This window comes from Kitasatospora sp. NPDC058046, assembly GCF_042885595.1.
Lineage (GTDB): Bacteria > Actinomycetota > Actinomycetes > Streptomycetales > Streptomycetaceae > Kitasatospora.
The window spans coordinates 88,222-109,421 of record NZ_JBHVRS010000027.1 but is presented as its reverse complement, the minus strand read 5'-3'; the positions used below and the strand labels follow the sequence as shown (position 1 = coordinate 109,421).

General features: G+C 75.4%; 22 protein-coding genes. 17 read left to right on the top strand and 5 right to left on the bottom strand.

Annotation, left to right across the window (positions count from 1 at the left end; genetic code table 11):
• Positions 1 to 18: 18 nt before the first annotated feature.
• On the top strand, positions 19 to 720 hold the full coding sequence (locus tag ACFVU7_RS38130; RefSeq protein ID WP_388050419.1) for a 2'-5' RNA ligase family protein: 702 nt from the start codon (positions 19 to 21) through the stop codon (positions 718 to 720).
• On the opposite strand, the gene ACFVU7_RS38125 is transcribed toward ACFVU7_RS38130, so the two are convergent.
• Both ACFVU7_RS38125 and ACFVU7_RS38120 read right to left on the bottom strand, forming a co-directional pair.
• The gene (locus tag ACFVU7_RS38125) at positions 699 to 1,736 is read right to left on the bottom strand and encodes an aldo/keto reductase (RefSeq protein ID WP_388050416.1); all 1,038 of its coding nucleotides are present in this window, start codon (positions 1,734 to 1,736) and stop codon (positions 699 to 701) included. The two genes, ACFVU7_RS38130 and ACFVU7_RS38125, sit on opposite strands and share 22 nt — an antisense overlap.
• A complete protein-coding gene (locus tag ACFVU7_RS38120) occupies positions 1,736 to 2,191 on the bottom strand; it encodes an ATP-binding protein (RefSeq protein WP_388050413.1) in 456 nt (151 codons plus the stop codon). Before ACFVU7_RS38120 ends, ACFVU7_RS38125 begins: the two co-directional genes overlap by 1 nt.
• Before the next feature lie 317 nt (positions 2,192 to 2,508).
• Between ACFVU7_RS38120 and ACFVU7_RS38115 the strand changes: the two genes are divergently transcribed.
• The 3 genes from ACFVU7_RS38115 to ACFVU7_RS38105 all read left to right on the top strand — a co-directional run bounded on the left by ACFVU7_RS38115 (position 2,509) and on the right by ACFVU7_RS38105 (position 5,234).
• The gene (locus ACFVU7_RS38115; protein WP_388050410.1) at positions 2,509 to 3,663 is read left to right on the top strand and encodes a hypothetical protein; all 1,155 of its coding nucleotides are present in this window, start codon (positions 2,509 to 2,511) and stop codon (positions 3,661 to 3,663) included.
• Positions 3,664 to 3,713: 50 nt separating this feature from the next.
• On the top strand, positions 3,714 to 4,595 hold the full coding sequence (locus tag ACFVU7_RS38110) for an ATP-binding protein (protein WP_388050407.1): 882 nt from the start codon (positions 3,714 to 3,716) through the stop codon (positions 4,593 to 4,595).
• Between the two features lie 69 nt (positions 4,596 to 4,664).
• On the top strand, positions 4,665 to 5,234 hold the full coding sequence (locus tag ACFVU7_RS38105) for a hypothetical protein (protein WP_388050404.1): 570 nt from the start codon (positions 4,665 to 4,667) through the stop codon (positions 5,232 to 5,234).
• A gap of 158 nt (positions 5,235 to 5,392) precedes the next feature.
• On the opposite strand, the gene ACFVU7_RS38100 is transcribed toward ACFVU7_RS38105, so the two are convergent.
• From ACFVU7_RS38100 to ACFVU7_RS38090, 3 genes are all read right to left on the bottom strand, one after another.
• Positions 5,393 to 5,875: a hypothetical protein gene (locus ACFVU7_RS38100; RefSeq protein ID WP_388050401.1), complete on the bottom strand. Its 483-nt coding sequence runs from the start codon at positions 5,873 to 5,875 to the stop codon at positions 5,393 to 5,395.
• Positions 5,876 to 6,028: 153 nt separating this feature from the next.
• On the bottom strand, positions 6,029 to 6,931 hold the full coding sequence (locus ACFVU7_RS38095; RefSeq protein ID WP_388050399.1) for a phosphotransferase family protein: 903 nt from the start codon (positions 6,929 to 6,931) through the stop codon (positions 6,029 to 6,031).
• A 33-nt stretch (positions 6,932 to 6,964) separates the two neighbouring features.
• Complete coding sequence (locus ACFVU7_RS38090; protein WP_388050396.1) at positions 6,965 to 8,308, bottom strand: hypothetical protein; 1,344 nt, start codon at positions 8,306 to 8,308, stop codon at positions 6,965 to 6,967.
• 409 nt (positions 8,309 to 8,717) lie between these two features.
• On the opposite strand from ACFVU7_RS38090, the gene ACFVU7_RS38085 reads away from it, so the two are divergent.
• From ACFVU7_RS38085 to ACFVU7_RS38025, 13 genes are all read left to right on the top strand, one after another.
• The gene (locus ACFVU7_RS38085; RefSeq protein WP_388050393.1) at positions 8,718 to 9,182 is read left to right on the top strand and encodes a hypothetical protein; all 465 of its coding nucleotides are present in this window, start codon (positions 8,718 to 8,720) and stop codon (positions 9,180 to 9,182) included.
• A 64-nt stretch (positions 9,183 to 9,246) separates the two neighbouring features.
• A complete protein-coding gene (locus tag ACFVU7_RS38080; RefSeq protein ID WP_388050390.1) occupies positions 9,247 to 9,780 on the top strand; it encodes a hypothetical protein in 534 nt (177 codons plus the stop codon).
• Positions 9,777 to 9,983 (top strand): DUF5999 family protein, encoded by a 207-nt coding sequence (locus ACFVU7_RS38075; protein ID WP_388050387.1) that lies wholly within the window; start codon positions 9,777 to 9,779, stop codon positions 9,981 to 9,983. Before ACFVU7_RS38080 ends, ACFVU7_RS38075 begins: the two co-directional genes overlap by 4 nt.
• Positions 9,980 to 10,942, top strand: coding sequence for an SAM-dependent methyltransferase (locus ACFVU7_RS38070; RefSeq protein WP_388050384.1), 963 nt, complete (start codon positions 9,980 to 9,982; stop codon positions 10,940 to 10,942). The genes ACFVU7_RS38075 and ACFVU7_RS38070 overlap by 4 nt, the downstream gene beginning before the upstream one ends.
• Entirely contained in the window at positions 10,939 to 11,616 is a 678-nt protein-coding gene (locus ACFVU7_RS38065) for a hypothetical protein (RefSeq protein WP_388050381.1), read from the top strand. The genes ACFVU7_RS38070 and ACFVU7_RS38065 overlap by 4 nt, the downstream gene beginning before the upstream one ends.
• The gene (locus ACFVU7_RS38060) at positions 11,613 to 13,748 is read left to right on the top strand and encodes a tetratricopeptide repeat protein (RefSeq protein WP_388050378.1); all 2,136 of its coding nucleotides are present in this window, start codon (positions 11,613 to 11,615) and stop codon (positions 13,746 to 13,748) included. The genes ACFVU7_RS38065 and ACFVU7_RS38060 overlap by 4 nt, the downstream gene beginning before the upstream one ends.
• A gap of 14 nt (positions 13,749 to 13,762) precedes the next feature.
• The gene (locus ACFVU7_RS38055; protein ID WP_388050375.1) at positions 13,763 to 14,392 is read left to right on the top strand and encodes a hypothetical protein; all 630 of its coding nucleotides are present in this window, start codon (positions 13,763 to 13,765) and stop codon (positions 14,390 to 14,392) included.
• A complete protein-coding gene (locus ACFVU7_RS38050) occupies positions 14,389 to 15,435 on the top strand; it encodes a hypothetical protein (RefSeq protein WP_388050372.1) in 1,047 nt (348 codons plus the stop codon). The genes ACFVU7_RS38055 and ACFVU7_RS38050 overlap by 4 nt, the downstream gene beginning before the upstream one ends.
• Positions 15,380 to 16,327: a hypothetical protein gene (locus ACFVU7_RS38045; RefSeq protein ID WP_388050369.1), complete on the top strand. Its 948-nt coding sequence runs from the start codon at positions 15,380 to 15,382 to the stop codon at positions 16,325 to 16,327. The genes ACFVU7_RS38050 and ACFVU7_RS38045 overlap by 56 nt, the downstream gene beginning before the upstream one ends.
• Positions 16,328 to 16,340: 13 nt before the next feature.
• Entirely contained in the window at positions 16,341 to 16,976 is a 636-nt protein-coding gene (locus tag ACFVU7_RS38040) for a hypothetical protein (protein ID WP_388050367.1), read from the top strand.
• Positions 16,977 to 17,022: 46 nt separating this feature from the next.
• A complete protein-coding gene (locus ACFVU7_RS38035) occupies positions 17,023 to 18,825 on the top strand; it encodes a hypothetical protein (protein ID WP_388050364.1) in 1,803 nt (600 codons plus the stop codon).
• A gap of 6 nt (positions 18,826 to 18,831) precedes the next feature.
• On the top strand, positions 18,832 to 19,707 hold the full coding sequence (locus tag ACFVU7_RS38030; RefSeq protein ID WP_388050361.1) for a Scr1 family TA system antitoxin-like transcriptional regulator: 876 nt from the start codon (positions 18,832 to 18,834) through the stop codon (positions 19,705 to 19,707).
• Entirely contained in the window at positions 19,704 to 21,146 is a 1,443-nt protein-coding gene (locus ACFVU7_RS38025) for a hypothetical protein (RefSeq protein ID WP_388050358.1), read from the top strand. Before ACFVU7_RS38030 ends, ACFVU7_RS38025 begins: the two co-directional genes overlap by 4 nt.
• Positions 21,147 to 21,200 lie beyond the last annotated feature (54 nt).

Genomic DNA, 21,200 nt, shown 5'->3' with positions numbered 1-21,200 from the left:
GGTGCCGAAGGAGGCGTCATGGCGCTGGTACCCGACCACAAGGCATTCCCGGCCGAGCCGCCGCCCGACCTGGACGACGCCGACGCCATCGTGCGCGCCGACTGGGCGGCCTACGCGAGCCTCGACCGCCTCGTGAACCACTGGGACCGCCGCGGCTGGGACAGTCGCACCCGGCGCCTGTACTGGATGCTCACCTTCGACGGGCACCACCAGCTCGCCGCCCGTGCAGCGCAGTGCCAGCGTGCGCTTCAGCACATGGGTCTCGACCTGACACCCCCCGAGGGCCTTCACCTCACCGTCCTGCGCGTCGGCGACACAGCAGATGTGCCTGCCCGGGTCGTGGATGCCCTGGCCCACCGCGCTCACGCGCTGAGACCGGGCCGGCTGACCCTGGCGGCTCATCCCCTCAGCGGATCCCGCGGAGCGGTCCGTTTCTCCATCACCCCGTGGACCGGCCTGGTGCACTTGCACCAGCAGCTCACCGCCGCAGGACGTGCCCTCGGCCTCCCCGGCGGCACGAGCACCGGCCGGTGGCGGCCGCACCTCGGCATCGGATACAACCCCCTCGACCGCCCCGCACGCCCCCTCGTTGAAGCCGTCGAACCGCTGCGCACCCTCGCACCCGTGCCCCTGGACGTCGAGACGCTTGACCTGGTTGAACTTCGACGCCACGGCAGGCAGTACCGGTGGCGGACGCTTCAGCGCGTCAACCTGTCCTGACACGCGTTCCGGCGCGCCGTCGAACGGAGTTCCTCACGCAATGAGGCGTAGGCGGCTTCGATGACGGCCATATCCTGTAGGGACAGTTCCAGGTCGAGGCTGCCGTAGTTCAGCGCGACGTGCTCGGCCTGCCCGAATCCGGCCACCACTGCGGTATGCGGTCCGCGCGACAGGCAGTACCTCAGCGCCGCCTGTCCGAGGACCGCCGGGTGGCCGCCGAGGTGCTGGCGCAGCGGCTCAAGCGCGCGGGCGATGACGGCCCTTGGCCCGTGCTCCTGCATCGGAAGCCTGTCCGCGAGACGGGCTGCCCCCGTGAGCAGCCCCCCGGCCAATGGCGAGACAAGCAGGACTCCGGCGCCCTGCTCGGCCGCGCGGGAGAGCAGATCGGTCTCTCCACTGTCCGGGAGGACCGCGAGCGGGGTCAGGGCGTTGAAGGGGAGCAGGACAACATCGGGCCGGATCAAGGCGATCAGCTCGTCGAACCTCGCAAGCCCGCCCGTATCCGGCACCGTGGCTGTGTCCCATCGCGGACCGACGAGACCGATCGCCCCGATCATGTCCAGATCCTTCATCGTCCGCAGGACCTCGATCGCCGGCCCCAGATAGCAGTCGTTCGGCCCGAAGTCGTGGGCCGGCAGCCCGAACAGGTCAATTCGCTCGACGCTCAGGTTCTCCAGGCTCTGTTCGAGCTGATGCCTCAGGTGGGGTCCCGCATAGGGGTGGGGTGCGGATCCCTTGTGCCCGACCTTGCTACTGATCTTGAGTGCGACCCCCTGCCGACGGCATTCCCGGACCACCTGGCCGAGCAGCCGCTCCGCGTGCCCATCCCCGTAGGTGTCGGCGACATCAAAGAGATCGGCTCCGTACTCGACAGCGCTGCGCATGCCGTTCAGCCACTCGGTGTCCGACACCTGGCGCGGCGACGACAGGGCACCGATGGCGCGGCATCCCACCCCGAGCGGGTGAACGGTGAAACCGGGCGCGAGGTGCCGCGGAACCGGCTCCAGACGGCCCATCAGGTCAGATCCGCCGATCGGAAGACTGCCGTCACGGTGGCGCCCGCCGGAGACGCCGGCTCGACACTCCACCCCGTGGCGTACGCGTCCACGAGGTTCAGGCCGCGGCCGCTCTCGGCCATCGACTCAGCACCCACCTGTTTTCCCCTCATGAAGTCCGTGATCCGTTCGCAGTCACCACTGCGGTCGGTCACCGTCACAGCGACACCGCGCTCGTAGCGGGCGATGCCAACCTCGGCAGGTCCGCCACCGTGTCCCTCAGCGTTCGCAACCAACTCTGCGACCACCAAGGCCACGTCGTCGGCAAGTCCCGGCATGTGCCGGGCGAGGAGAACCACGGCCAGGCGCCGCGCCACCGCCGCCGGCCTCTCCTCATCGGCCAGCCGCAACAGCATGTCGGAACGGGCCAACCCGAGGCCACAGCGTCCAACCAGGGAAGTGATCGGGAGCGACATCTTCGCCTCCTCGCACGGCCGACGCGGGGCGCGCCGTCTTCCAGACCTCCACCGTGCCGCCGCCGGTCCGGCATCACCAGGCCGCAGGGTGGCCATCTGGTGGCCATCTTCACCTCGAGGGAGACCTCGGCAGGGATCTTAAAATGGGACAAATCGGCCACTTGGCGCGGGCGCTTGCGTCCCTACGCTCCGAAGGTGGCCACCAGATGGCCACCCTGCGGCCTGGTGATGCCGCAGCACCCGGGCCACGGTTGATCCATCCCCCGAGGCCACCAATGGCTGCACTTCGACCTTTCCGACCCTGGGATGAGCTCCCGATGGCACTGCAACTCCACATAACGCGGATGCGTCACCGCGGTGACACGCTGGTCGCGCCACGCCTCACCCAAGGCGGCGCCGTCGACATGCGAGTCAAGGGCGCCGAGAACAGGGCCGCACCTCGGCACGTATCCGCGGGACAGCACACCCTCAACATCGTGCCCATGCCGAACGGTCACAACAGCCTGGCCATGGGCCAGTCCGTTCTACCCCGGTTGCACCGTCGGCACGCAACGGCCGAGACGGCGGTGCCGGCACACCGGCTGGAGGAGGCCAGGGCCGCCGAGCGGTCGGTCGAGGAGGTCGCCCGCACCGGCCTGCCGCTAGTGGTGCGGGCCGCCGAGAACGCCGGAGTGCTCGCGTCGCTCGACCTGCTGGCGGGGCACCTGCCCTCCGAGGCGGGAACGGAACGGTTGCTGCTCCTGGCGCCGCAGACCACGCTGATGCTGCGGCCCGCGGTGCGGGCCGGCGGGGGCTGGCCAGGCCTGCACTGCGAAGCCGAGTCGCTCAGCGGCCTCGCGCGCGCGGCGCTGGCTGGCGTGGACGGCGGCGATCGGGTCGAGATCGTCGTCCACCTGGAACGCACGGTCGCAGGCCGAGCGGTGGAGCCGCTGCTGGCCGCGCTGGCCGAGCTTGCAGACAACGCATTGCGGGCCTCGGACAACGCGCAGGTCGTGATGGTGGCCGGGCCGCCGGCGGGCGGGGTGCTGCCGGTGACCGCCACCGACACCGGCACGGACATGGACGCCGCCGTCTTGGCCCCCACGCAAACCCTCCTCCGACACCGCCGGGGCGTCTACACCGCCTCCCCCCGGCTCCCCGGCCGACGGCCTGGGGCTGCGGCTGGTCGCGGCCGCCGCGGACAGCGCCGGTCTGGACGCCACGGTCGACTCGGTCCCCGGCCGGGGCACCACCGCACAGCTCCTGGTCCCCGCCCATCTGCTGACCGACCCCGCCGCGTACGCGGACCTGCACCCCCACGATCGAAGGACCACGCCGTGATCAACACCATGACCTTGCACCGGGCATCGGGCCCGACCGCGCGACCGCCGCGCCTCCACACCGCCCGGCCGAGGTGCGGCCCGGGCCAAGCTGGCGGTCGCGGCCGCCTCCGGTCGGCCCTCACGCCCTCGGCCATGAACGGGGTGCGGTGATGGCGGTCTTCTCTCGGACGGGCCGTCACCGGGGCGCCGCCGCTGACGTCGTGGCCGTTGTCCGCAAGGAAGCGCACGACGCCGCGCTGGAGCACTTCGTCACCGTCTGTCTCCCGTACCTGCTGCGCAACGTCGAAGCCGGCCTGCCGCCGCGCCTGGACGGGGCTCCGCCCGTCGTCCGGCGGGCCGCGAGCATGATCGTCGCCTCCGTCGGGCGGGTCCGGGGGCAGGTCTCCCAGGACGTGGCGGCCGCGGTCCGCCCCGTCCTCGCCCAACTCGGCCAGCAGGGCGGTGAGCTGAGCGCGGCCCAGCAGAAGATCACGGACGCGGAGTCTCTGGACCACCTCTACCGGGCTGACCTCGCCAACGCCTTGGCGTTGCGTTTCGCGGTGCGGCTGGCCGTCCTGACCGGCGGGATCTGGCCCGCACCGCGCCGAGAGCCCGCGCAGCTTGTCGAGGTCGGTCAGGCCGCGACGAGCCAGGTGGCCGCCTACGAGCGGGTGCAGGTGCTGGCAACCGAGAACCTCGCCGTGGTGCCCGGGGCGGTCTACCCCCTCGTCGCAGCAGTGGCGGAACTCCTGGACAACGCCCTGGTGCATGGCGGCCCGCAGGCGCACGTCGAGCTGGGCAGCTCGACCGAGCCCGGAGGCGGTGTCACGTGGCTGACCGTCACGGACAAGGACGGCCCCGGCATGGACGACGAGACCCTCGCGACCGTACGGCAGGTCCTGGAAGGCGGCGGCCGCACTCCGGCCGGGAGACCGTGGCCCGGTCTGGGACTGCGGCTGGTGGCAGCGGCCGCCCGGTCCCTGGACCTGAGGGTCAGCGTCACCAGCGTTCCCGGACAGACCACCGCCGGCGTGCTGCTGCCCCCGGGCATTCTCGTCCCGCCGCCCGCTCCCGTTAGCCACGCCCTGCGCCGGTTCCAGTGACCCCCTCGCCCAGCGGCCGGAGTTGCCCGCTGACCGGTGCCCACTTGAGCGATCCACGAGGACGATCCGATGACCTCCCGCAGCATCACCCGCAAGCTTCCCGCGCCCGCTGGAGCCGACGCCGTTCAGCCGGTCGGCCCGCTCGTGACCATGCTGTCCCCGTCGTCCGCGGGCGGCGACCGGACCCGTTTCCGGGCCGGCCGTGACCGCGCGTCGTCCGAGGAACTGAGCGCAGCCGCCGCCCGGACCGGTGTCCCGGCGGCGTCCATGGTGTCGGTCACCGTCCCGCGCACTGGTGTGCGGGCCACCGGGAACAGCGGCCGGCCCGCCGTCACCTGCTCCTACCTCGACTCATCCTTTAGCCGTGCCGAGAAGGCCGTACCCGGGCGGGACCCTCGGACGCTGCTCGCCGTGGTGATGCCGGGGGCGAGGACCGGCGAGGCGCGGGTCTTCGTCGACGGCCGGCTCCACCCGGCGGTCGTGGCTTCGGGTGGCGGGTGGCGGGCCTACGCGCTGCAGGCGCACGGCTTGCTGCTGCTGGCCGTGGTGCCAGACCGGCCGGGTGTCGGCACTGCCCCGCACCTGCACCTCGTCGGCCCCGCCACCACGCGCACCCCCGACGCGAGGGGATCCGCGTGACGACGCCCCAGGCCGCTCGCCGACGGCAAGCCCGGCACGCCTCCCTCGTGCTCGTCGGCGCCTTGCCCGGCTCGTCGCTGCTCCCCATGTGCGCTCCGGCGGGTGCCGGTGGGCGTTCGGTGCGGGTGCGTCAGGCCGAGGAGCGTCTGGTCCTGCCGTCACGCCGCCGGTCGCGAGGCGCCATCGGGCCAGAGGACCTGGACTTTGACGCCGGCCCGGTCGGCGTGGGCGACGACGTCTGCGGTTCCGCCGAGGCCGCGGGCGGGCTGGCCGTCCCATACGGCGAGGAGCACGTCGCAGTGGCCGACCAGGATCTCACCGGCGGCCATGTGCGCCTGAGCGGTGGAATCGGCCAGCCCGGTCCGGTGCACCTCGGCGGCGCGGGCCAGCAGGCGATCGTAGGCGTCACGGTGCCACAGGGGGAGGCCCTCGCGGTAGTCGGTGGCGGGGACGACGACGATCAGACGGCCGCCACGTTCGACGACGAGGTCGGCGAGCCACGTGTCGGGGCCGTCGGCGAGGCAGGTGACGGCTTCCAGGCCACTGTCGTCGTAGGTGTCCAGTGCCTGTACGAGCAGGGCCGTCACCTGGCGCCGCAGAGGTTCGTCGAGGCCGCGGTGGCCGGTGATGCCGATACGCATGGGTGCTCGCTCCCGTTGGGGGTGGGTGGTGTGGAGGCGGTCGTCGAAGCCTGGGACGACCGCGGCTGTCGGACTGCGGCAGACGCGGCCCGTGACCGGGGCACGCTGGGCGGGCGGCTCCGCCCTGGCGTCGCGTTGCCGGTCATCGCGGCTTCAGAGGATGTTCCACCGTTGCTCGATGTCCCCGTCGGCCAGCTGGCTGATGCGGCGCCGGACCTCTTCGAGGGTCGCGCTGCCGGGGGCGGCGCGCTTGGCGTTGGTGGTGATCATCCGCAGTTCCCGCAGTGCGGCCAGGACCGGGTAGCCGTCCCAGGCGGTGATGTCGAGGCCGTACCGGTCGGCGAAGGCCTCGTAGTGTGCCCGGCCGTAGCCGAATCGCCGGCAGTGGATCTCGACCGTCGTCAGGTCCCATTCGGGCTGGCCGAAGGCCGCGGTGTCCCAGTCGCACAGGACCGCCCGGCCGTCGCCGTGCAGGGCGTTGCGGTGCTGGGGATCGCCCTGGATCACTGCGGGCCGCAGCAGGTAGGTGGTGCGGGCGAGGTCCGCCTCCAGCTGCTCCAGACGCCGGTGAAGGCAGTCCCGCTCCGGCGTGGTGAGGGCGCCGGCGGCGGCCAGGGAGCGGCGGACGGCGGCGACCGTGTCCACCGGGGGCAGTGGCACGGGCGGGTCGGTCAACCGGTGCAGCGCTTTGAGTGGGCCGGCCAGTTGCTCGGCGGCCACGGGGTGGCCGGGCTGGGGCAGGTGGGTCCAGATCGTGGCGAGGTGGCCGTCGGCCTCGACCGGCTGGCGTACGGGGTGCAGCCCCACGGTGGGGAAGCCTTGTGCGCCGAGCCAGGTGACCAGGGCGACGGTTCGTCGGACGGACGCGGCGGGTGTGCCGCGCCGGGCGATCTTGACGACGACGTGCTCGCCGGGCAGGTGGTAGACGGCGTTCGTGTGCCCTCTCAGCAGTACGGCGCCGTCGGGGCGCAGCCCGGCTGCACGGCACACCTCATCGAGGACGGCGGCCAGGTGCGCGGCGGTGAAACCGCCGGCTGTGACTGGGGTGGTGGTCATGGTGGTCAGGTTTTCCTATGCCGTGAGTCGATGTCACCCCTGCCCGGAGGGCAGGGTGAGCATCTCCGCGACCTGGCGGGCCGGGCGGCCCGACTGGAGCGGGGTGGGCAGTATCGCGATGACGTCGCGGGCCCGGGCACCGAGGATCGCGGTGCGGTGTGGTCCGGGCACCTGCTCGTAGGTGTGGACGGTCAGTTGCAGGGCCTCGGTCGGGCTGTGGTCGATGACCAGGCACATCGCCTCCTCGAGGCGCAGCAGGGCCGGGTCGATGCCGGTGTGGCCTGCGGGGTAGAGCGCCAGTGCCTGGTGCTGGGCGTGGCGGGCCTGGCCGGTTTCGCCGAGGGCGGTGTGCGCGCCGGAGAGGTAGAGCCACAGGCGTCGCTCGGGGAAGGCCCAGGCGTCGTCGTCCTGGTCGGCTTGGCAGTGGTCGTAGAGGTCTTTGGCCAGGCGGATCGCGGCCTGTGCGCCGTCGCGGTCGCCGAGTCTGGCAAGGGCGCGGGCTTCGGCCGCGACCGCGAACACCGCGGTCGGTCCGGGGCGGCCGTGGCTCAGCAGGCGGGCCTGGCGGGCGAGGTTCGCGGCGGTCCTCAGGGGGCCGTAGTAGTAGGGGAGCATCGCGGTCTGCACGCGGACGCGGGCTCGCAGCTCGGCGTTGCCGGCGTCATCGGCGGCCAGCCGGGCGGTGCCGTACCAGCGCTGTGCCTCGGGCAGCCGACCCAGCTTCATGTAGGCGTCGGCCACCAGGGTGGAGGCGATCGCGGTGAGCTCGGACAGGCGGGACTGCGCTGCGGCGGGCTGCCGCTCGGCGGCCAGGGCCTGGATGTCCCCCAGGTCGCCGAGCAGGTGCTGGATCATCTGCTCCGGTGCAGCGGTGACGTAGAGGCGGCGGGCGTCGTCGAGGCGCTCGTCCAGCAGGTCCAGTTCCCCCGGGCTGACGGTGCTCGCGGCGAGCGTCCGGTTGATCGCCCTGCGGGTCCGCTCCGCGTGTTCGTGCAGCGGGTCCGGCGGCTGGAGCTGTTGCGGCGGCGGCGCGGCGACGGGTGCGGACGATGTCAGCCCGAGACCTGCGGGGGAGGCCTCGTAGAGCACGCACAGCAGCTGAAGGGCCCGCTCGCGGGGCCGGGCGCCGAGGTCCTCCCAGGTACGCAGCAGCTCCCGCGTTCCCCGGAAGCACGTCCCGTCGTGCTGCTCGGCAAGCGCAACGAGCCGGGCGACGACCTCCGGCCGGCTCCAGCCCCGAGCCTGCCGGTGGGCTCGCAGCCGACTGATCCCGCAGCACTGCTGCAGTGCCCCCACCAGCGCGGGCAGGCCGCCGTCGATTACCTCGCGGTCCGCGCGCAACCTGCCGACACATTCCCGTCCGTGACGATTCGTCATACCGCCATTGTGCGACCCGACGAGGGCCCGAGGTACGGGTTCGGCGGGCATCCGGGCCGAAAGGGCCCGGATGCCGAGCGCGAGCCGGGCCGATCCACGGGAACGGCCCAACTCGCGGCCCGGGAAGGCCGCTTCGGCCCAAATCCGCTCGGTTGCCGAGCCCGCCCCGGCGCGACGAGTCTTTCCGGACCCGAAGCACTGCCGCTGTGTGCGGCCCGTCGTCCCGAAGGGGGAAGGCATGAACTCCAGCAGGTCCGCCCGGTCCACATCGCCCGGCGATGCCCTGACGCCGTCACGGCGCCGCCCGGCGACCGGGCTGCTGCACCGGCTCAGCAGCCGCCTGCCGCGCTACGGCTCCACCCCCGCCGTTCGCACGCACTCGGAGACCGCTGTGTGCACGCCGTCACGCGTGCCGCAGCCTCGCCCGCGCACTGTAGAGGCCGTCTGCGGCGAAACGGACCTGCCCGACCAGACGGACGGCTTCGCGCTGCGGGACCGGCTCGTGCGTCTGGCCCAGGCGGTGCTGCGCGCGGACGAGCTGGCCGCCCACCGAGCCACCTTCGGCGCTGCCGAGGTGTACCTCAAGGAGGTCCGCTACGGCGTGGGCGAACTCCTGCAGATCGTCGACTGCGGAGGATGGCCGAGCCTCGCGCTGGTGGGCAGGGACGGCCTGGACGCGGCTCTGATCATCGCGAAGGCCGCCAGCGTCGAGGAGCAGGTCACACTGCGTCGCGCCCTGGCCCCCGCCGTCCGCAACGGCTTGGTGCCTGAACCCCACCTGGTGCACCTGGCGGCACTGATCGCCCGCGCGAGCGGGACACCGATCGACGACGCGGACCGATTCGGCCCCGAGGCCGCGGACGGAGCCGCGTGAAGCGCGCTTCGCGCCGCGCTGCCCCGCCCTGCGACCTTCCCGAACCCACGATCACGAGGACCTGATGGACGACCAGCTCAGCCCCATCGACTCCCGGACGGCGCCGGACGCCTTCGGTGAACAGCCCAGCTGGGTACCGCCGGCGGGCACCGCCTCATGGCGCAGCGACGCCCGAACGACCGTCGGCCCCGTCCCCGGTGTCCTGCCGACCGCCGGGCCCGAGCAGGCCCTCATGATCGCGGTCCTCGAACGTCCCGCCGGCACCGCCTCCGGTCACACCGAGGCATGGGCCGATTCGACGTGCAGCACGACCTACGACGACGAATCCTCGGTGTGCGTCCGGCGGGCGGACACCGATTCACGGGCGCTGGCCGCGCTGGCCGCCGAACTGCTGCCCGAGGGCATACCGCTGCCCGGCATTCTGCGGATCGACGGCCGTCTCGTACCGGCCCAGGAGCGCCGCACCGACCAGTGGGTGGCGAGCGCCGCCGCGTGGCGGGGTCTGGCGGTCGTGACCCGCACGCCGGCCCGCGCCCCGGGCCTGCCGCAGGTGCGGCTGACCGTTGTGACCCACAAGCCGACCGGGGAGTCGTCATGAGCTGCACCCACCGACCCGAATGCCCCGAGGCCTGGAAGAGCGACCGCCAGGCGGCCGTCGTCGTGGCGACCCACCCGGAGCAGGGCTGGAGTCGGCTGTGCAACGGCGTCGTCCTCTTCGAGGACACGGGGCTGCTGCTGCCCGACGGCCACATCGTCACGCCGCAGAACCCGGCCACAAACACCTGTGAGCGTGCCGCATGAGCCGGCCCCGCGCGCAGCACCGTGGACCCGTCTGCCGGCGGGCGGACCGTGGAGCGCCCGTGGCGCGGCCGGACACGGCCCTGCAGGTCCCGCAACCCGCTGTACCTGTCGGCACGGGCCCGGAACCGCCGTCGCAGTGGTGGACTCGCCCCGGGAGGACGGACGCTTCCGTCTGGTCCAGGGTCGGGGCCGACTGCGCCGGGTCCGCCCGGGTGTCCAACCTCCTTCTGGGCGGCAAGGACTCCTTTCGGGCGGACCGGGCCGTCGCCGATCGTCTGCGTGAGGCGGACCCCTCCTGGGCCGACACCGCGAAGGCGGCCCGCCGCAGTGTGCTCGAACTCGCCGGGCGGCTCGCCGCACGGGGCGTCGGCCAGTTCGTCGACCTGGGCTGCGGCCTGACCACCAGCGACCACCCGCACGCGCCGCGGGCCCTGCGTCCGCTGCACACGGCCGTTCTCCCGGCCTTCCCCGGCGCACGGATCGTCTACGCGGACCGGGACCCGATGGTCCTGGCCCACGCCCGTGCTCTGCTGCACACCCAGATGCCGGGCCGTGCTCGGCACCTGATGGCCGACCTCACCTCGGTGGGCCCGCTGACGGAGGCGCTGCTCGGCCCGAACGCCGGTCTGGACCGGCGACAGCCGGTCGCCGTGGTCCTCTCCGACGTCCTCCACGAGCTGACGGACCCGCAGATCGCGGAGTTGCTCACGGCCCTGCGGGAGGGCCTGCCGCCGGGCAGCCGTCTCGTGCTCTCCCACCGCCACGCCGGCTCCGACGAGGCTCGGCGTGCGGCGATCGCCACCGTGCACGCGGAGGCGGGACTGGCCTGGCATCCCCGCACCCGCGGCGACCTCGAGGTGCTGGCCGCCGGCTGGAGGACTGCCGACCTGCCGTCGGCGAGGGACCGGGCCGCTCACGGATACACCGTGATGCTGCTGGAGACCGGGGGCACCCGGTGACGACGATGCGTCTCGGGGTGCCGGCGGTGACGCTCTGGTCCGGGGAGCCGCGCACCGGCGAGCTGGTGCTGCGCCGGTCCGAACCGGACGCGTTCCGGCCCGGCCGGGTGGTCGGGATCGGCTACGCGGACGAGAATGCGGCCGACCGCGACGAGATGGGCGTGCTGATCCTGCGCCACCACCAGGCGCCGGGCACCGGGACGGCACGCCTCAAACTGGTCCACCCGGCCCGCCACCACCGCTCCATGGCCGGCGAGCTGTGCCAGGGCTGCGGCGGCGAACCGGACCGCACCGCCGCCGGGACGCTGTGGCTGATGCCCCGCGAGGAGGGAGCGCCGACAAGGTGGCCGGAGGGCGCGGTCGTCGAGCACCCGCCGATCTGCCTGCCGTGCGCGCTGCGCTCACGCGCCGCGTGCCCGGAAGGGCGCCGGTGCGGCTGGGCGGCGGTCCGCGTCGGGGACAGCGACCTGTGGGGTGTCGCCGGCCCCGTGTACGACGGCGGCCGGCCGCAGGAGATCGCGCACGACAGGCTCAGCTACGACAATCCGCGGCTGGGGTGGATCGCCGCGAGCCGGTGGCTGCGAACCCTGTGGGACTGCACGCCCGTCGACCTGGACGACGAGGCCCGCCGCGCCGCGGCCGCCGGCCGGAACGAACGGGCGGCGGTGCGGTGACCACGAACACGATCACCGGCAGCCGTGTGGCCGGTCCGGTGGTGCAGGCCCACAGCGTCCACGGCGGCATCCACGTCCATCAGAGCCCCGAGAACCCGTGGGTGCGCCCCGATCAGCTGCCGCGCCCGGCCCCGGTGTTCGTCGACCGCGGCGCCGAGTACCGGACCGTGGCCGACACCCTCGACGCGGGCGGGATCCCCGTCCTGGTCGGCGCGCACGGAGTCGGCAAGGCGGCCCTGGCAGCCCGGGCGCTGCGCGCACGGGAGCAGCCCGGCGGCTACCTGGTGGCCGACCTGCGAGCCCTCCCGGGGGGCCGGGGCGGGGCGGCGCTGGATGTCCTCGGCGGGTGGCTGCGCGCCCTGGGCGCCCCACTGGTGCCGGACCGGCTCGACCAGGCCCAGCGCCTGTGGCGGACCCTGAGCTCGGCCCACCATCCGGCGGTACTGGTCGCCGGGGCACACGACGGCGCCCTGGTGGGCGACCTTCTTCCCGCCGCCGGATGCCCGGTGGTGGTGACCGCACCCGGTCACCTGCCCGGCCTGGTCCCCCACGGCGGCGTCCACGTCGACCTGGGCCCGCTGCCGCGCAAGGCTGCCGCGGTCCTGCTCGTCTCCCTCGCCCGCCGCACACCGGCCGACGGGGACCAGCCGGCGCTCGCCCGGCTGGTCGAGGCGTGCGCGGGCCTGCCGCTGGCGATCGGCCTGGCCGCCGCCCAGCTCCAGATTGACCCGGACCTCAGCCCCACCTCGCTCGCCGACACCCTCACCGGGCCCGCGCCCGACGGCGATTACCGCGCGGTGGACCGCGCCGTGCAGCGCGCCCTCGACCACGCGCACGGCATGCTGAACACCTCCCGCGCCGCCGCCTACCGTGCCCTCGGGGCGCTGCCCCCCGTCCCGGTGGACGCCGCGCTGCTCGCCGCGGTCACCAGCGCCACCGCGCAGACGGCGGCCGCGCACCTGGCCGCCCTCGAACGGCGCCACCTTGTCACGCGCGTGGACGACGGCCCCGACGGTCCCCGCTACCGGCTTCAGGGCCCCGGTCACGGCCATGCCGCCCACCTCGTCGCCGCCCTCGACGGGGTCGGCGCCGCGGCGGCCGCCCTGCTGGGCGGCGTGCGGTGGTGGGTGGCCACCGCCGAGGCCGCCGGTGCCCTGGCCAGCGCCCGCCGTGCCCTCCTGCCGCCCGAGCCCTCCCCCGACCGCCCGGCCTTCACCGACCCGCAGCACGCCTGGAGGTGGCTGGACGCCCAGGACCCGCTGGTGCGCCCCCTTCTGGACGCGGCCTCCCGCGCCGGGCAGCGGACGCTGGTGTGGCGCGCCGCCCTGGCCCTGTGGCCGCTCGTTCTGCGCCGCCGCGACTACCCGCTGTGGCTGTGGCTCTACCGCCTCGCCCTCGACGCGGTACGCCAGGACGCTGGTGCCCCGCCCGCCGCCCTGCGCGAGGTCCTCAACACCCTGGCGATCGGCCTGCGCGGCGTCGGACGGCACGACGAGGCCCTCGACCTGCTGCACGAGGCCCTCGCCAACGCGGCTGGCGACCCGCACCCCGACGCGACCCTCTCGCTCGCCCAGCACCTGCACGACATCGGCGCCACCCACGTCGAAGCCGGTCGCCCCGCAGCGGCACTCCCCGCGCTGGAGGAGGCCCTGAGGCTGCGCCACGAACTCGGCTACGAGCGGGGCGTGGCGCTCACCCGGATCGTGCTGGCGGGAGTCCACGCCGACCTCGGCGAGTTCCGGCCCGCGCTGGCGCTGCTGCGCCGGGCCCGCACCGCGCTGGCCGGCGAGCCGCTGGAGGCGATGCGCGCGCTCGCCTGGACCGGCCGCGTCCTGACCGGCGCCGGGCATCCCCTGCTCGCCGGGCGGGTCCTGGCTCATGCCCAGGCCCGGGCCGAGGAGCTGCGGAACGCCCTGTGGAGTGCCCGGCTGGAGGAGTGGCGCGCCCTCGCGGCCGAGGCCGCGGGCCGCACGGCCGCCGCGCGGCGGCTGCTTCGGGCCTCGCACGCCGCCTACACCACGGCTGCCTCCGCCTCCGACGTCCGGCGGCTGACCCGGCATCTGGACCGCCTCACCCCCGGACCGGCCCACCGTCGCTCTGACCTTCCCCCGTACCCCCTGTCCTCGTCGTGATCCTGGAGCAGCTCGTGTCCCGCCCCCGCTCACCCCAGCGGCCGCCGACCGCGGCCCCGGCCGCCCTCGTCTCGGTGCCCGGCATCCCGGCCGGCACGCAGCCAGCCCCCGATCCGGCGGACCTGCCGCCCGGCGCCGAGGTCCCGGGCGCCGCTCGGGCCCGGATCGTGGCCGAGACGACCGGCCTGCCGGTCGCCCTCCTCGACGGCGCGGCGGCGCCGTTGGAGATTGACGCCGCCGTCGAGCCGGCGGACGGCCGAGACCGGTACACCGCCACCACCACCCTGTATCCCGCCGGCGTGAGCATCTGCGTCAGCGCCAACCGGCCGCACGCGGTGCCGCCCGGGGATCCGGCCGCGACCCAGCGGGCGACCGTGGCCAGCGGGCTGTTCTCCGTTCTCACGGTCGTCGTCGACGGGGTGGCACTGCCCGCGACGGGCTGCCGCGCCCGGCGCGGCGGACCGATGCGGAGCTGGACCGTGTCCGTGGACGGGTGGCTGGTGACCGTGCGCGGCGCCGTGCCCGCTACGAGGGCCGTGCGGCTCGTGCGCGCCGGTATGCCGCCCGGCCCCGAAGCCCGCAGGCCCCCCGTCGCCCGCGGCGCCGACGACCGCGCCCCTCTCCGCTCCGTGGACGCGCGGTGACGGCGTCCGCGGGTACGACGGTGCGCAGCGGGCCGCCGTCCGGCGCGTCGTCGCTGGAGCTGGTCCGGTATCTGGCTGGCCCGCTGTCCGTGGAGGGCGTCGCCGAGGCCCTGGCACGTCCCGTCGCCCAGGTGGAGGACTCCGTGGCGGTCCTGTGCCAGGCCACGGGTGCGCGCAGCCGTGTCGAGCTGGTCGCCGACTACGCCTGGGCCGGGCACCTGTCGCCGCAGGACCTCGGTGTCCGCGACCTCACGGCGGTGTACGGCCTGTCCGGCGAGATGCGGCTGCTGCTGAGGCTGACCGCCGCCGACCGGTCCGACCGGGCGGTCGGTCACGAGACCGGCGCCACCACGGGCACGGTGCGCCGGCGCCGAGAGGCGCTGCGCTGTGTCCTGGGGGTGGACAGCGACCACCAGGCGGTGGGCCTCGGCTGCCTGGCCGGCGTCGTACGCCGCGCGGACGTGCCCGAGCGGCGGTTCGTGCCCGCGGTCGTGCCGGTGGCGGAGCACCTGCGGCCGCTGACGGTGCTGGCGCGGCGGCGCCTGACCGCCGAGCGGCGGGCGCTGGTGGTCCTGCCTCGCGGTGAGCAGGCCCGCCTGGCCGCCGTCTGTGCCGCGCTCGCCGGTGGCCGCCGCCGGGTCCTCGTCCTGACCGTGCCGGGCGAGTACTGGGAGCACGACCTCGCCGTCCTCGCCGACGCCCACCGGGAGACGGGGCAGGTGCTGGCGGTACTTGACCGGGCCGAGGCCGCGCGGCTGCCGCTGCCGGCCGGCGTGGCGGTGGCCACCGGGCCGCACGCGGTGCGCGCCCTCGCCGGCATGACACTGCCCGCGGTCCTCGTCGCCTCCCCGGCGGGCCTGCCCGCCCTCGACCGGCTCCTCCGGGACGGGTTGCTGGCTCCCGATCTGACCATCGCCCTGGACGCCCACCTGCCGGCCACCGGACGGCGGATCGGCCGAACCGGCGGCCGCCCGCCCGCCCGCCGCCGTGCTGCACCTGACGTCCGTTCCCCGGTTCGTCGCCGCCGGGCGGGTCGACCGTGACGGCTGCGAGCCGGGTGCCACCGGCGAGCCGGCGGCGGCGCTGACGCACAGGCAGGCCGTGGAGGCCGGGCTGATGCGCGGCCACCGGCTCGCGGCACTCGCCACCACCAGCTTGTTCCGGCACGTGGGTCCGGCCCGGGCCGTCGCGGACCTCGCCCGCGTCCACGCGCTGCGGCGCGTCGTCGTGCGCACGGCCGGCCCGACCGACTCCGTGAGGCTCGCGGAGGTTCTCGACGCGGAAGGCCTGGCCGCCGAGGCACTGCCCGCCCAGGACCGTGCCCGGGTCCTGGCCTGGTTCACCGGCCCCGAACCGGACACGCGGGTGCTGGTCGTCGACGGGCCGCTGCCGCCCGGGCTGGGCGCCGACGCCCTGGTCCACACCCATGTCGCGGCGTCGACCGCGCGCACCGCCGCTGTCGTCGAGGCCGCGCTCACGCCCGCCAGCCGCGGCGAGGGCCCGGTGCTGATGGTCTCCGTCGACCGGTCCGACGCCACGGGCTGGCCCGTCCTGGCCGCCCTGACCGCGGCGCTGTCCGCGCTCGACCCGCACCTGCGCCAGGACCTGGCCCGGGCGCGCACCGAGCCGGACGGCCACGACGGCCTGGAGATCGCCCTGCCGCTGCCCGCCGGCGCCGACGAGCAGCGGGCGAGGCGGGTGTGCGCGTGGGCGGACACCACCTGGGAGGAGGAGATGACCGCCACCGCCGCCCGGGCGGCCGCCGGCGGACAGCCCCGGCGCGGCATCGTCTCGCCCTCCGGCCGCCCGCTCACCTCCTGGACACCGCCCGAGACCGTCGCCCGACCCAACCTCGCCCCGGTGAGGACACCAGCCGGAACCCGGCCCGCCGCCGCCGGCCAGGTGCCCGCGCACCTGCCGCCACCTGCCGTATGAACGGAGAGTCTCCATGTCCCACCCTTCCTCCTCCGAGACACTCTCGGACGGGCTGTTCGGCTACGACACCGACGTCCGCAAGGCTCGCGGCGAGAACCTGCGCGAGGACGTGCAGGACTGGCTCGGCAACGTCGGACCGGGCGGCGAGCAGAGGGTTCTCGATCCCGGCTACGGCCGCGACGCCCCCGTCGTCCCCCTCGCGACACGCATCAAGGCGGTGACGGCCGCGACCGGCCTGCCGGTGGCCCTTCTGGACACCGGCCCGGCGCCGTACCGCATGCGCGGCCTCACCAACCTGGTCGGCGGCCTCGTGCGCTACACCGGCATCGAGGCCCGCTACCCGGACGGCCGGGACGTGGCCATGCGATGGCCCATCCCGTCGGACGAACCCCCGGCGACCGAGGAGACCCGTCAGGCGGCGGAGTCCTGTCCCCTGTTCACGGACGGTCTGCTCATCGTGGACGGCACCCAGGTCCCGGCCACCGTGTACCGGCCGGTGCGCAGCGGAGCGGTGCCCACCTGGGTCGCCGAGGTCGGCGGATGGTACGTCAGCGTGCGCGGCACCACCTACGACGGCACCCGGGTGCGCCTGGTGGGCGCCGACCGGAAACCGGGGCCGGGCCACCCGCGCCGCACCGGCGCGACCTGAGCCGACGCTCACCCGCCCCTGCCACCCACTTTCACCGGGACACCCCATGCACCCCGCCATCCCCGATTTCTCCTTCCCGGCCGGCTCCGACCTGCGCAGCACGGAGGACACCGCCGAGATCACCGCCGCGCTCGCGCACACACTCGCCAGCGACGTGGACTCCCTGGCCTTGGCGGCCCTGCTGTGCGGGCCGGGAACCGTGGAGCAGACCGACGCCGACGGCCTGCTGCAGCGCACCGCCCTGGGCACGCGTGCTCAGCTCGCCGCCGCCTACACGGCCGCGCGGCTCGTCCCCTGTGACGCGATGCCCCTCGACGGCCAGGACCCGGCCGACCTCAGCCTGGCCGACCAGACGCTGTTGAGGCTCCTGTCCGGCCGCACCCGGCGGGAGGCCGCCGCCGAGCTGGGAGTGGCAGGCGGCGCGGTGAGCACCCGCATCCGCCGCGTGCTCACCGCCCTGCAGGTCGCCACGCTCCAGCAGGCCACCGCGCTCGCCGCCCACCGCGGGATCGTCCGGCCGTGGGACATCCGCCCCGACATCCCCCTGCCGCTTCCCGCCCCGGCGCTCCCGCAGTCGCTGGGCCCGGCCGTCGAGGCGATCACCGCCCTGCTGGCCGAAGCCCCGACCTGGGTGGTCGCACAGATCCCCCGTGCCGAGCAGCAGCAGGTCGCGGCGGCCGTCGCGCACGCCCGCTTCGGCGCGGGCGGCCGGATCCTGGTGATCGTCCCGTCCGGGCCCGGATGGACCCTCGCGATGCACGAGTGGGGCCTGGCCCGGCAGCACGCCGGCGCCCTGGCCGGTCTCCGGCTGTCCAACCGGTCCAGCGGCCCACGCGAGGCGCCGGCCAGGGGGCTCGCGGCGGTGGCCTCGGTGCGGGCCGTGCTCGACCTGGCCGGCACCAGGCAGCCCGCCACCGTCGTCACCACGCCCGAGGCACTGCCCCTCGTCACGGCCCTGCACCGCACCCCGGGCGCCGCACGCTGGGACCTGGTCGTCGTCGCCGACACCGACCTCACCGGCCCGCCGGGCCTGGCGCCTTGGCAGGTCGAGGTCCTGCCCGCCGCCGCACGCCTGCTCATGACCTCCACCGCCCCGCACCGGCTGCCCGACGGCGCCGGCCCGGTGAGGGTCGCACGCTCGGCCGCCGGAGCTGCCGCGACCGGCCGGGTGCGCGGCCACCGGCTGCTGGCCACCGCCACCCCCGCCCCCGCCACCGCGGCAGCACTCGCCGACGTGGCCGGCCTGGTCCTGGAGACCGCTCCTCGCCACGGTCTGCGTCGCGTCCAGGTCGCGTGCGCGACACCGAAGCAGGGCCGCTGCCTGGCCGAGGCGTTCGCCGTCGCGGCCGCCGGCCTGCCCCCGTGGCAGCGCGCGGCCGCGCCGTGGACGACCGTGATCACCCCCGGTACTGGGGCAGAGGAGCGCCGCGCCGCGATGCGGCACTTCGCCGAGGCCGAGCAGGGCCTGCTCGTGCTGATCACCTGCGGGCCGGTTGCCGCCGCCGGCGCCGACGCGCTGCTGGTTCTGGAGTCCGCCGACGAGCAGGCGACGGCCGAGGTCATCGAGTGGGCACTGCTCGCCCGCGACAGGGCCGACGCCGCCCGCCCCCTGACGGTCCTCGTCCCCCTGCCCGGCGGCCACGACGCGGGCGACGGGCAGGCCGCCGCCCGGCACACGGCGGGCCTGGTGCGCGCCTGCACGCTGCTGGACCCGGCCCTGGCCGGGCGAGCCCGGCAGCATCCGGCCGGCTCGGCCACCCCCTGGATCCGGACGGGACCCGACGTGACCGGACGTCACCTCGCATGGCTCGAGGACACCACCCGGCCCATCACCGCAACGGAGGCGTGAAAACCCGTGCCGACCACCTCCGCCACCCAGCAGGACACCCTGCACCCCCGCCTGCCCGGACCGGCCGTCGTCCTCGGAACTCTGGCCGCCCTGCTGGACTCCTGCGACCTCACCTGGCCCGACCTGGCCGCGCGCAGCGGCCTGGCCCTGGACCAGCTCACGCCCCTACGGGACGGCCGATCGGTACCCTCCCACAAACAGCTCGCCGCCGTGCTGCCCGCGCTCGGTGCCGGGGCGGACCTCGAGGCGCTCCAGAGCCTGGCCCGGACGGACACCGGCACCGTCACCGATCGGCTGCCCGGCTGGGCCGCACGGCTGGCCGCCGTGCTGAACAGCGCCACCGGCTGGCGGGCCGGCGGCGCCGACGTGATCCCGCTGGGACTGCGCACCACCGACCACCACGCCCACTGGACCGGCGCGGCGCTGCCGGACCTGCCCGAGGCCGAACGCGCGGCCCTGGACACGCTCGCGACCACAGTGCCGACATCGGCCGGGCGCCGCACCGCGTTCCTGGACCCGGCTATCCTCCAGCGCCCCACCGGTGGCCCAGCCACGGCCGCCGCCCAGCTCGGCCGCCTCGTCGAGCTCGCCGACTCCGAAACGGTGGACGTGCGCCTGGTCGAGGGCCCCGGCACGGGCACCGCGCTCATCGAGATCACCACGGCCGCCCGGGGCGTGCTGGTGGTCGACGTCACCGCCGACGGGGCCCGCTACCGCGCCGGTGACGCCGCGACGGACGACGTGCTCGCCCTGGACACCCTCGCCTACCGCGCCGTGTCCGCCGAGGCGACGATCATCCAGCTGCGCACCGCGGCCGGGTGGATGAACGTGCGCGCCGCCCCCCGCCGGGTGCGGGGCCAGCGTCCGGGAGGGCCCCGGTGACCGCCACCGTCCGGAGCGCACCCGACCGCCCGGCCCACCGCCACAGCGGGGCCCCGCAGAGCCCCGCCCCGTCCGGCGGTCCCGCGCGCCTGCTGATGACCGGGCCGCGCACCGCACTCACCGCCCAGGCCCGGCGCGCCGTCGGCACCGTCACACGCGCCCTGCTGGTCCTGCAGGACGGGGACATCGCCCACGCCCTCGCCCACTGGCTGCCGTCGGCGGCGCCCGACGCCCGGCTCGTCGGGGTCCACGGGCTCGGTGAGCGCGCCGCCGCCGGCCGTGCCCCAGCCGGCAGCACCCTGCACGCGGACCCCGTCGCCGTGGCACGCGCGCTGCACGCGCCGGGCCCGGCACTGGCCGTGACCACGCTCGCGGGCGCCGAGGTCGTCGCCGACGCGCACCGCGCCCGCCGGCTCGGCCCCTGGCAGCTACTCCTGATCGAGGACGTCCTGGCACTCCAGGCCACCGGCACAGCGGCCGGTGACCTGCTGTCGGACGCCGCCGTCCCGGCGGCCCGGCGACTGCTGCAGACCACCGCCACCTCGATGGTCGACCAGGCCGGCCAGCTCTGGGCCGCCGCCCCCGGCCCCCGGTACGGCCGGCTGCGCGAACTCGGCCCGCCCACCGCCCGCGGCTGGCGCCTGGAGCTGCCACTCGACGCCCCGGCACGGCCCACCGACGGCATCGCCCGCCTGGACGCCGCCGCCCGCCTGGCCCTCGACACCGCCGCCCGGCCCGGAATCGACCGCGTCGCGGTGTACTGCCCGGACGAGGACACCGCCCGCAGGCTCACCGCCCGCGCCCACGCCCTGACCGACGCGCCGCACCGACGCGCGCCGGCGCCGGTCGTGCTGCTGGCCGCATCCCAGCCCCCGTACGAGCGGGCACGGAACCTCGCACGCCTCGCCGGCGGCTGCCGCGCCGTCGTCGTGACCTGCTCGCCCCTGCCGACCGCGGTGGACGCGGTCATGCTCCTGGCACCCGGCCGAATGCCGTGGACGGCACTCGCCGCGCTCGAACGCGCACTCCCCCACCCGGGCAACGACCTGCTCGTCCTGACCGGACGCCTCGAACTCCGCGCCCCCGACCAGCGCACCACCGACCTGCGCACCGCCCGGGCCGACCTCAGGGACGCCACCGTCGTCCTCGCCACCCTCGCCGCCCTCGACCCCCGGCTGCGCCGGGCCCTGGCCCACACCCCCGCAGCACCCGCGGCCGACCCGTGGGCGCCGGGCGGAGCCCTGGACCGGGTCCTGCTGCCCGCCTCGCTGTCCCCCGACCACCGCCGCACCGTCGCCCGCGTGCTGCTCCAGGCGGACACCCCCCGCACCCGCCCCGGCCGGGACGCCGACGACCTCCCCACCACCGGGCCCGCCCCGCCGAGGACCGGCCCCCAACCCGATGCCGCCTGGGACACCTCCCCTGTGCCGCACCCCTGACCACCCACCACGGCGAGGACCCCACGGCCCGCCGCCCTCCCACCCACGTAAGGA

What these genes read in the sequence shown, in the direction of transcription:
- ACFVU7_RS38130 (WP_388050419.1), top strand. Translation starts at nt 19, where the DNA reads ATGGCGCTGGTACCCGACCACAAGGCATTCCCGGCCGAGCCGCCGCCC.
- ACFVU7_RS38125 (WP_388050416.1), bottom strand. Translation starts at nt 1,736, where the DNA reads ATGGGCCGTCTGGAGCCGGTTCCGCGGCACCTCGCGCCCGGTTTCACC.
- ACFVU7_RS38120 (WP_388050413.1), bottom strand. Translation starts at nt 2,191, where the DNA reads ATGTCGCTCCCGATCACTTCCCTGGTTGGACGCTGTGGCCTCGGGTTG.
- ACFVU7_RS38115 (WP_388050410.1), top strand. Translation starts at nt 2,509, where the DNA reads ATGGCACTGCAACTCCACATAACGCGGATGCGTCACCGCGGTGACACG.
- ACFVU7_RS38105 (WP_388050404.1), top strand. Translation starts at nt 4,665, where the DNA reads ATGACCTCCCGCAGCATCACCCGCAAGCTTCCCGCGCCCGCTGGAGCC.
- ACFVU7_RS38100 (WP_388050401.1), bottom strand. Translation starts at nt 5,875, where the DNA reads ATGCGTATCGGCATCACCGGCCACCGCGGCCTCGACGAACCTCTGCGG.
- ACFVU7_RS38095 (WP_388050399.1), bottom strand. Translation starts at nt 6,931, where the DNA reads ATGACCACCACCCCAGTCACAGCCGGCGGTTTCACCGCCGCGCACCTG.
- ACFVU7_RS38090 (WP_388050396.1), bottom strand. Translation starts at nt 8,308, where the DNA reads ATGACGAATCGTCACGGACGGGAATGTGTCGGCAGGTTGCGCGCGGAC.
- ACFVU7_RS38080 (WP_388050390.1), top strand. Translation starts at nt 9,247, where the DNA reads ATGGACGACCAGCTCAGCCCCATCGACTCCCGGACGGCGCCGGACGCC.
- ACFVU7_RS38075 (WP_388050387.1), top strand. Translation starts at nt 9,777, where the DNA reads ATGAGCTGCACCCACCGACCCGAATGCCCCGAGGCCTGGAAGAGCGAC.
- ACFVU7_RS38070 (WP_388050384.1), top strand. Translation starts at nt 9,980, where the DNA reads ATGAGCCGGCCCCGCGCGCAGCACCGTGGACCCGTCTGCCGGCGGGCG.
- ACFVU7_RS38040 (WP_388050367.1), top strand. Translation starts at nt 16,341, where the DNA reads ATGTCCCACCCTTCCTCCTCCGAGACACTCTCGGACGGGCTGTTCGGC.
- ACFVU7_RS38035 (WP_388050364.1), top strand. Translation starts at nt 17,023, where the DNA reads ATGCACCCCGCCATCCCCGATTTCTCCTTCCCGGCCGGCTCCGACCTG.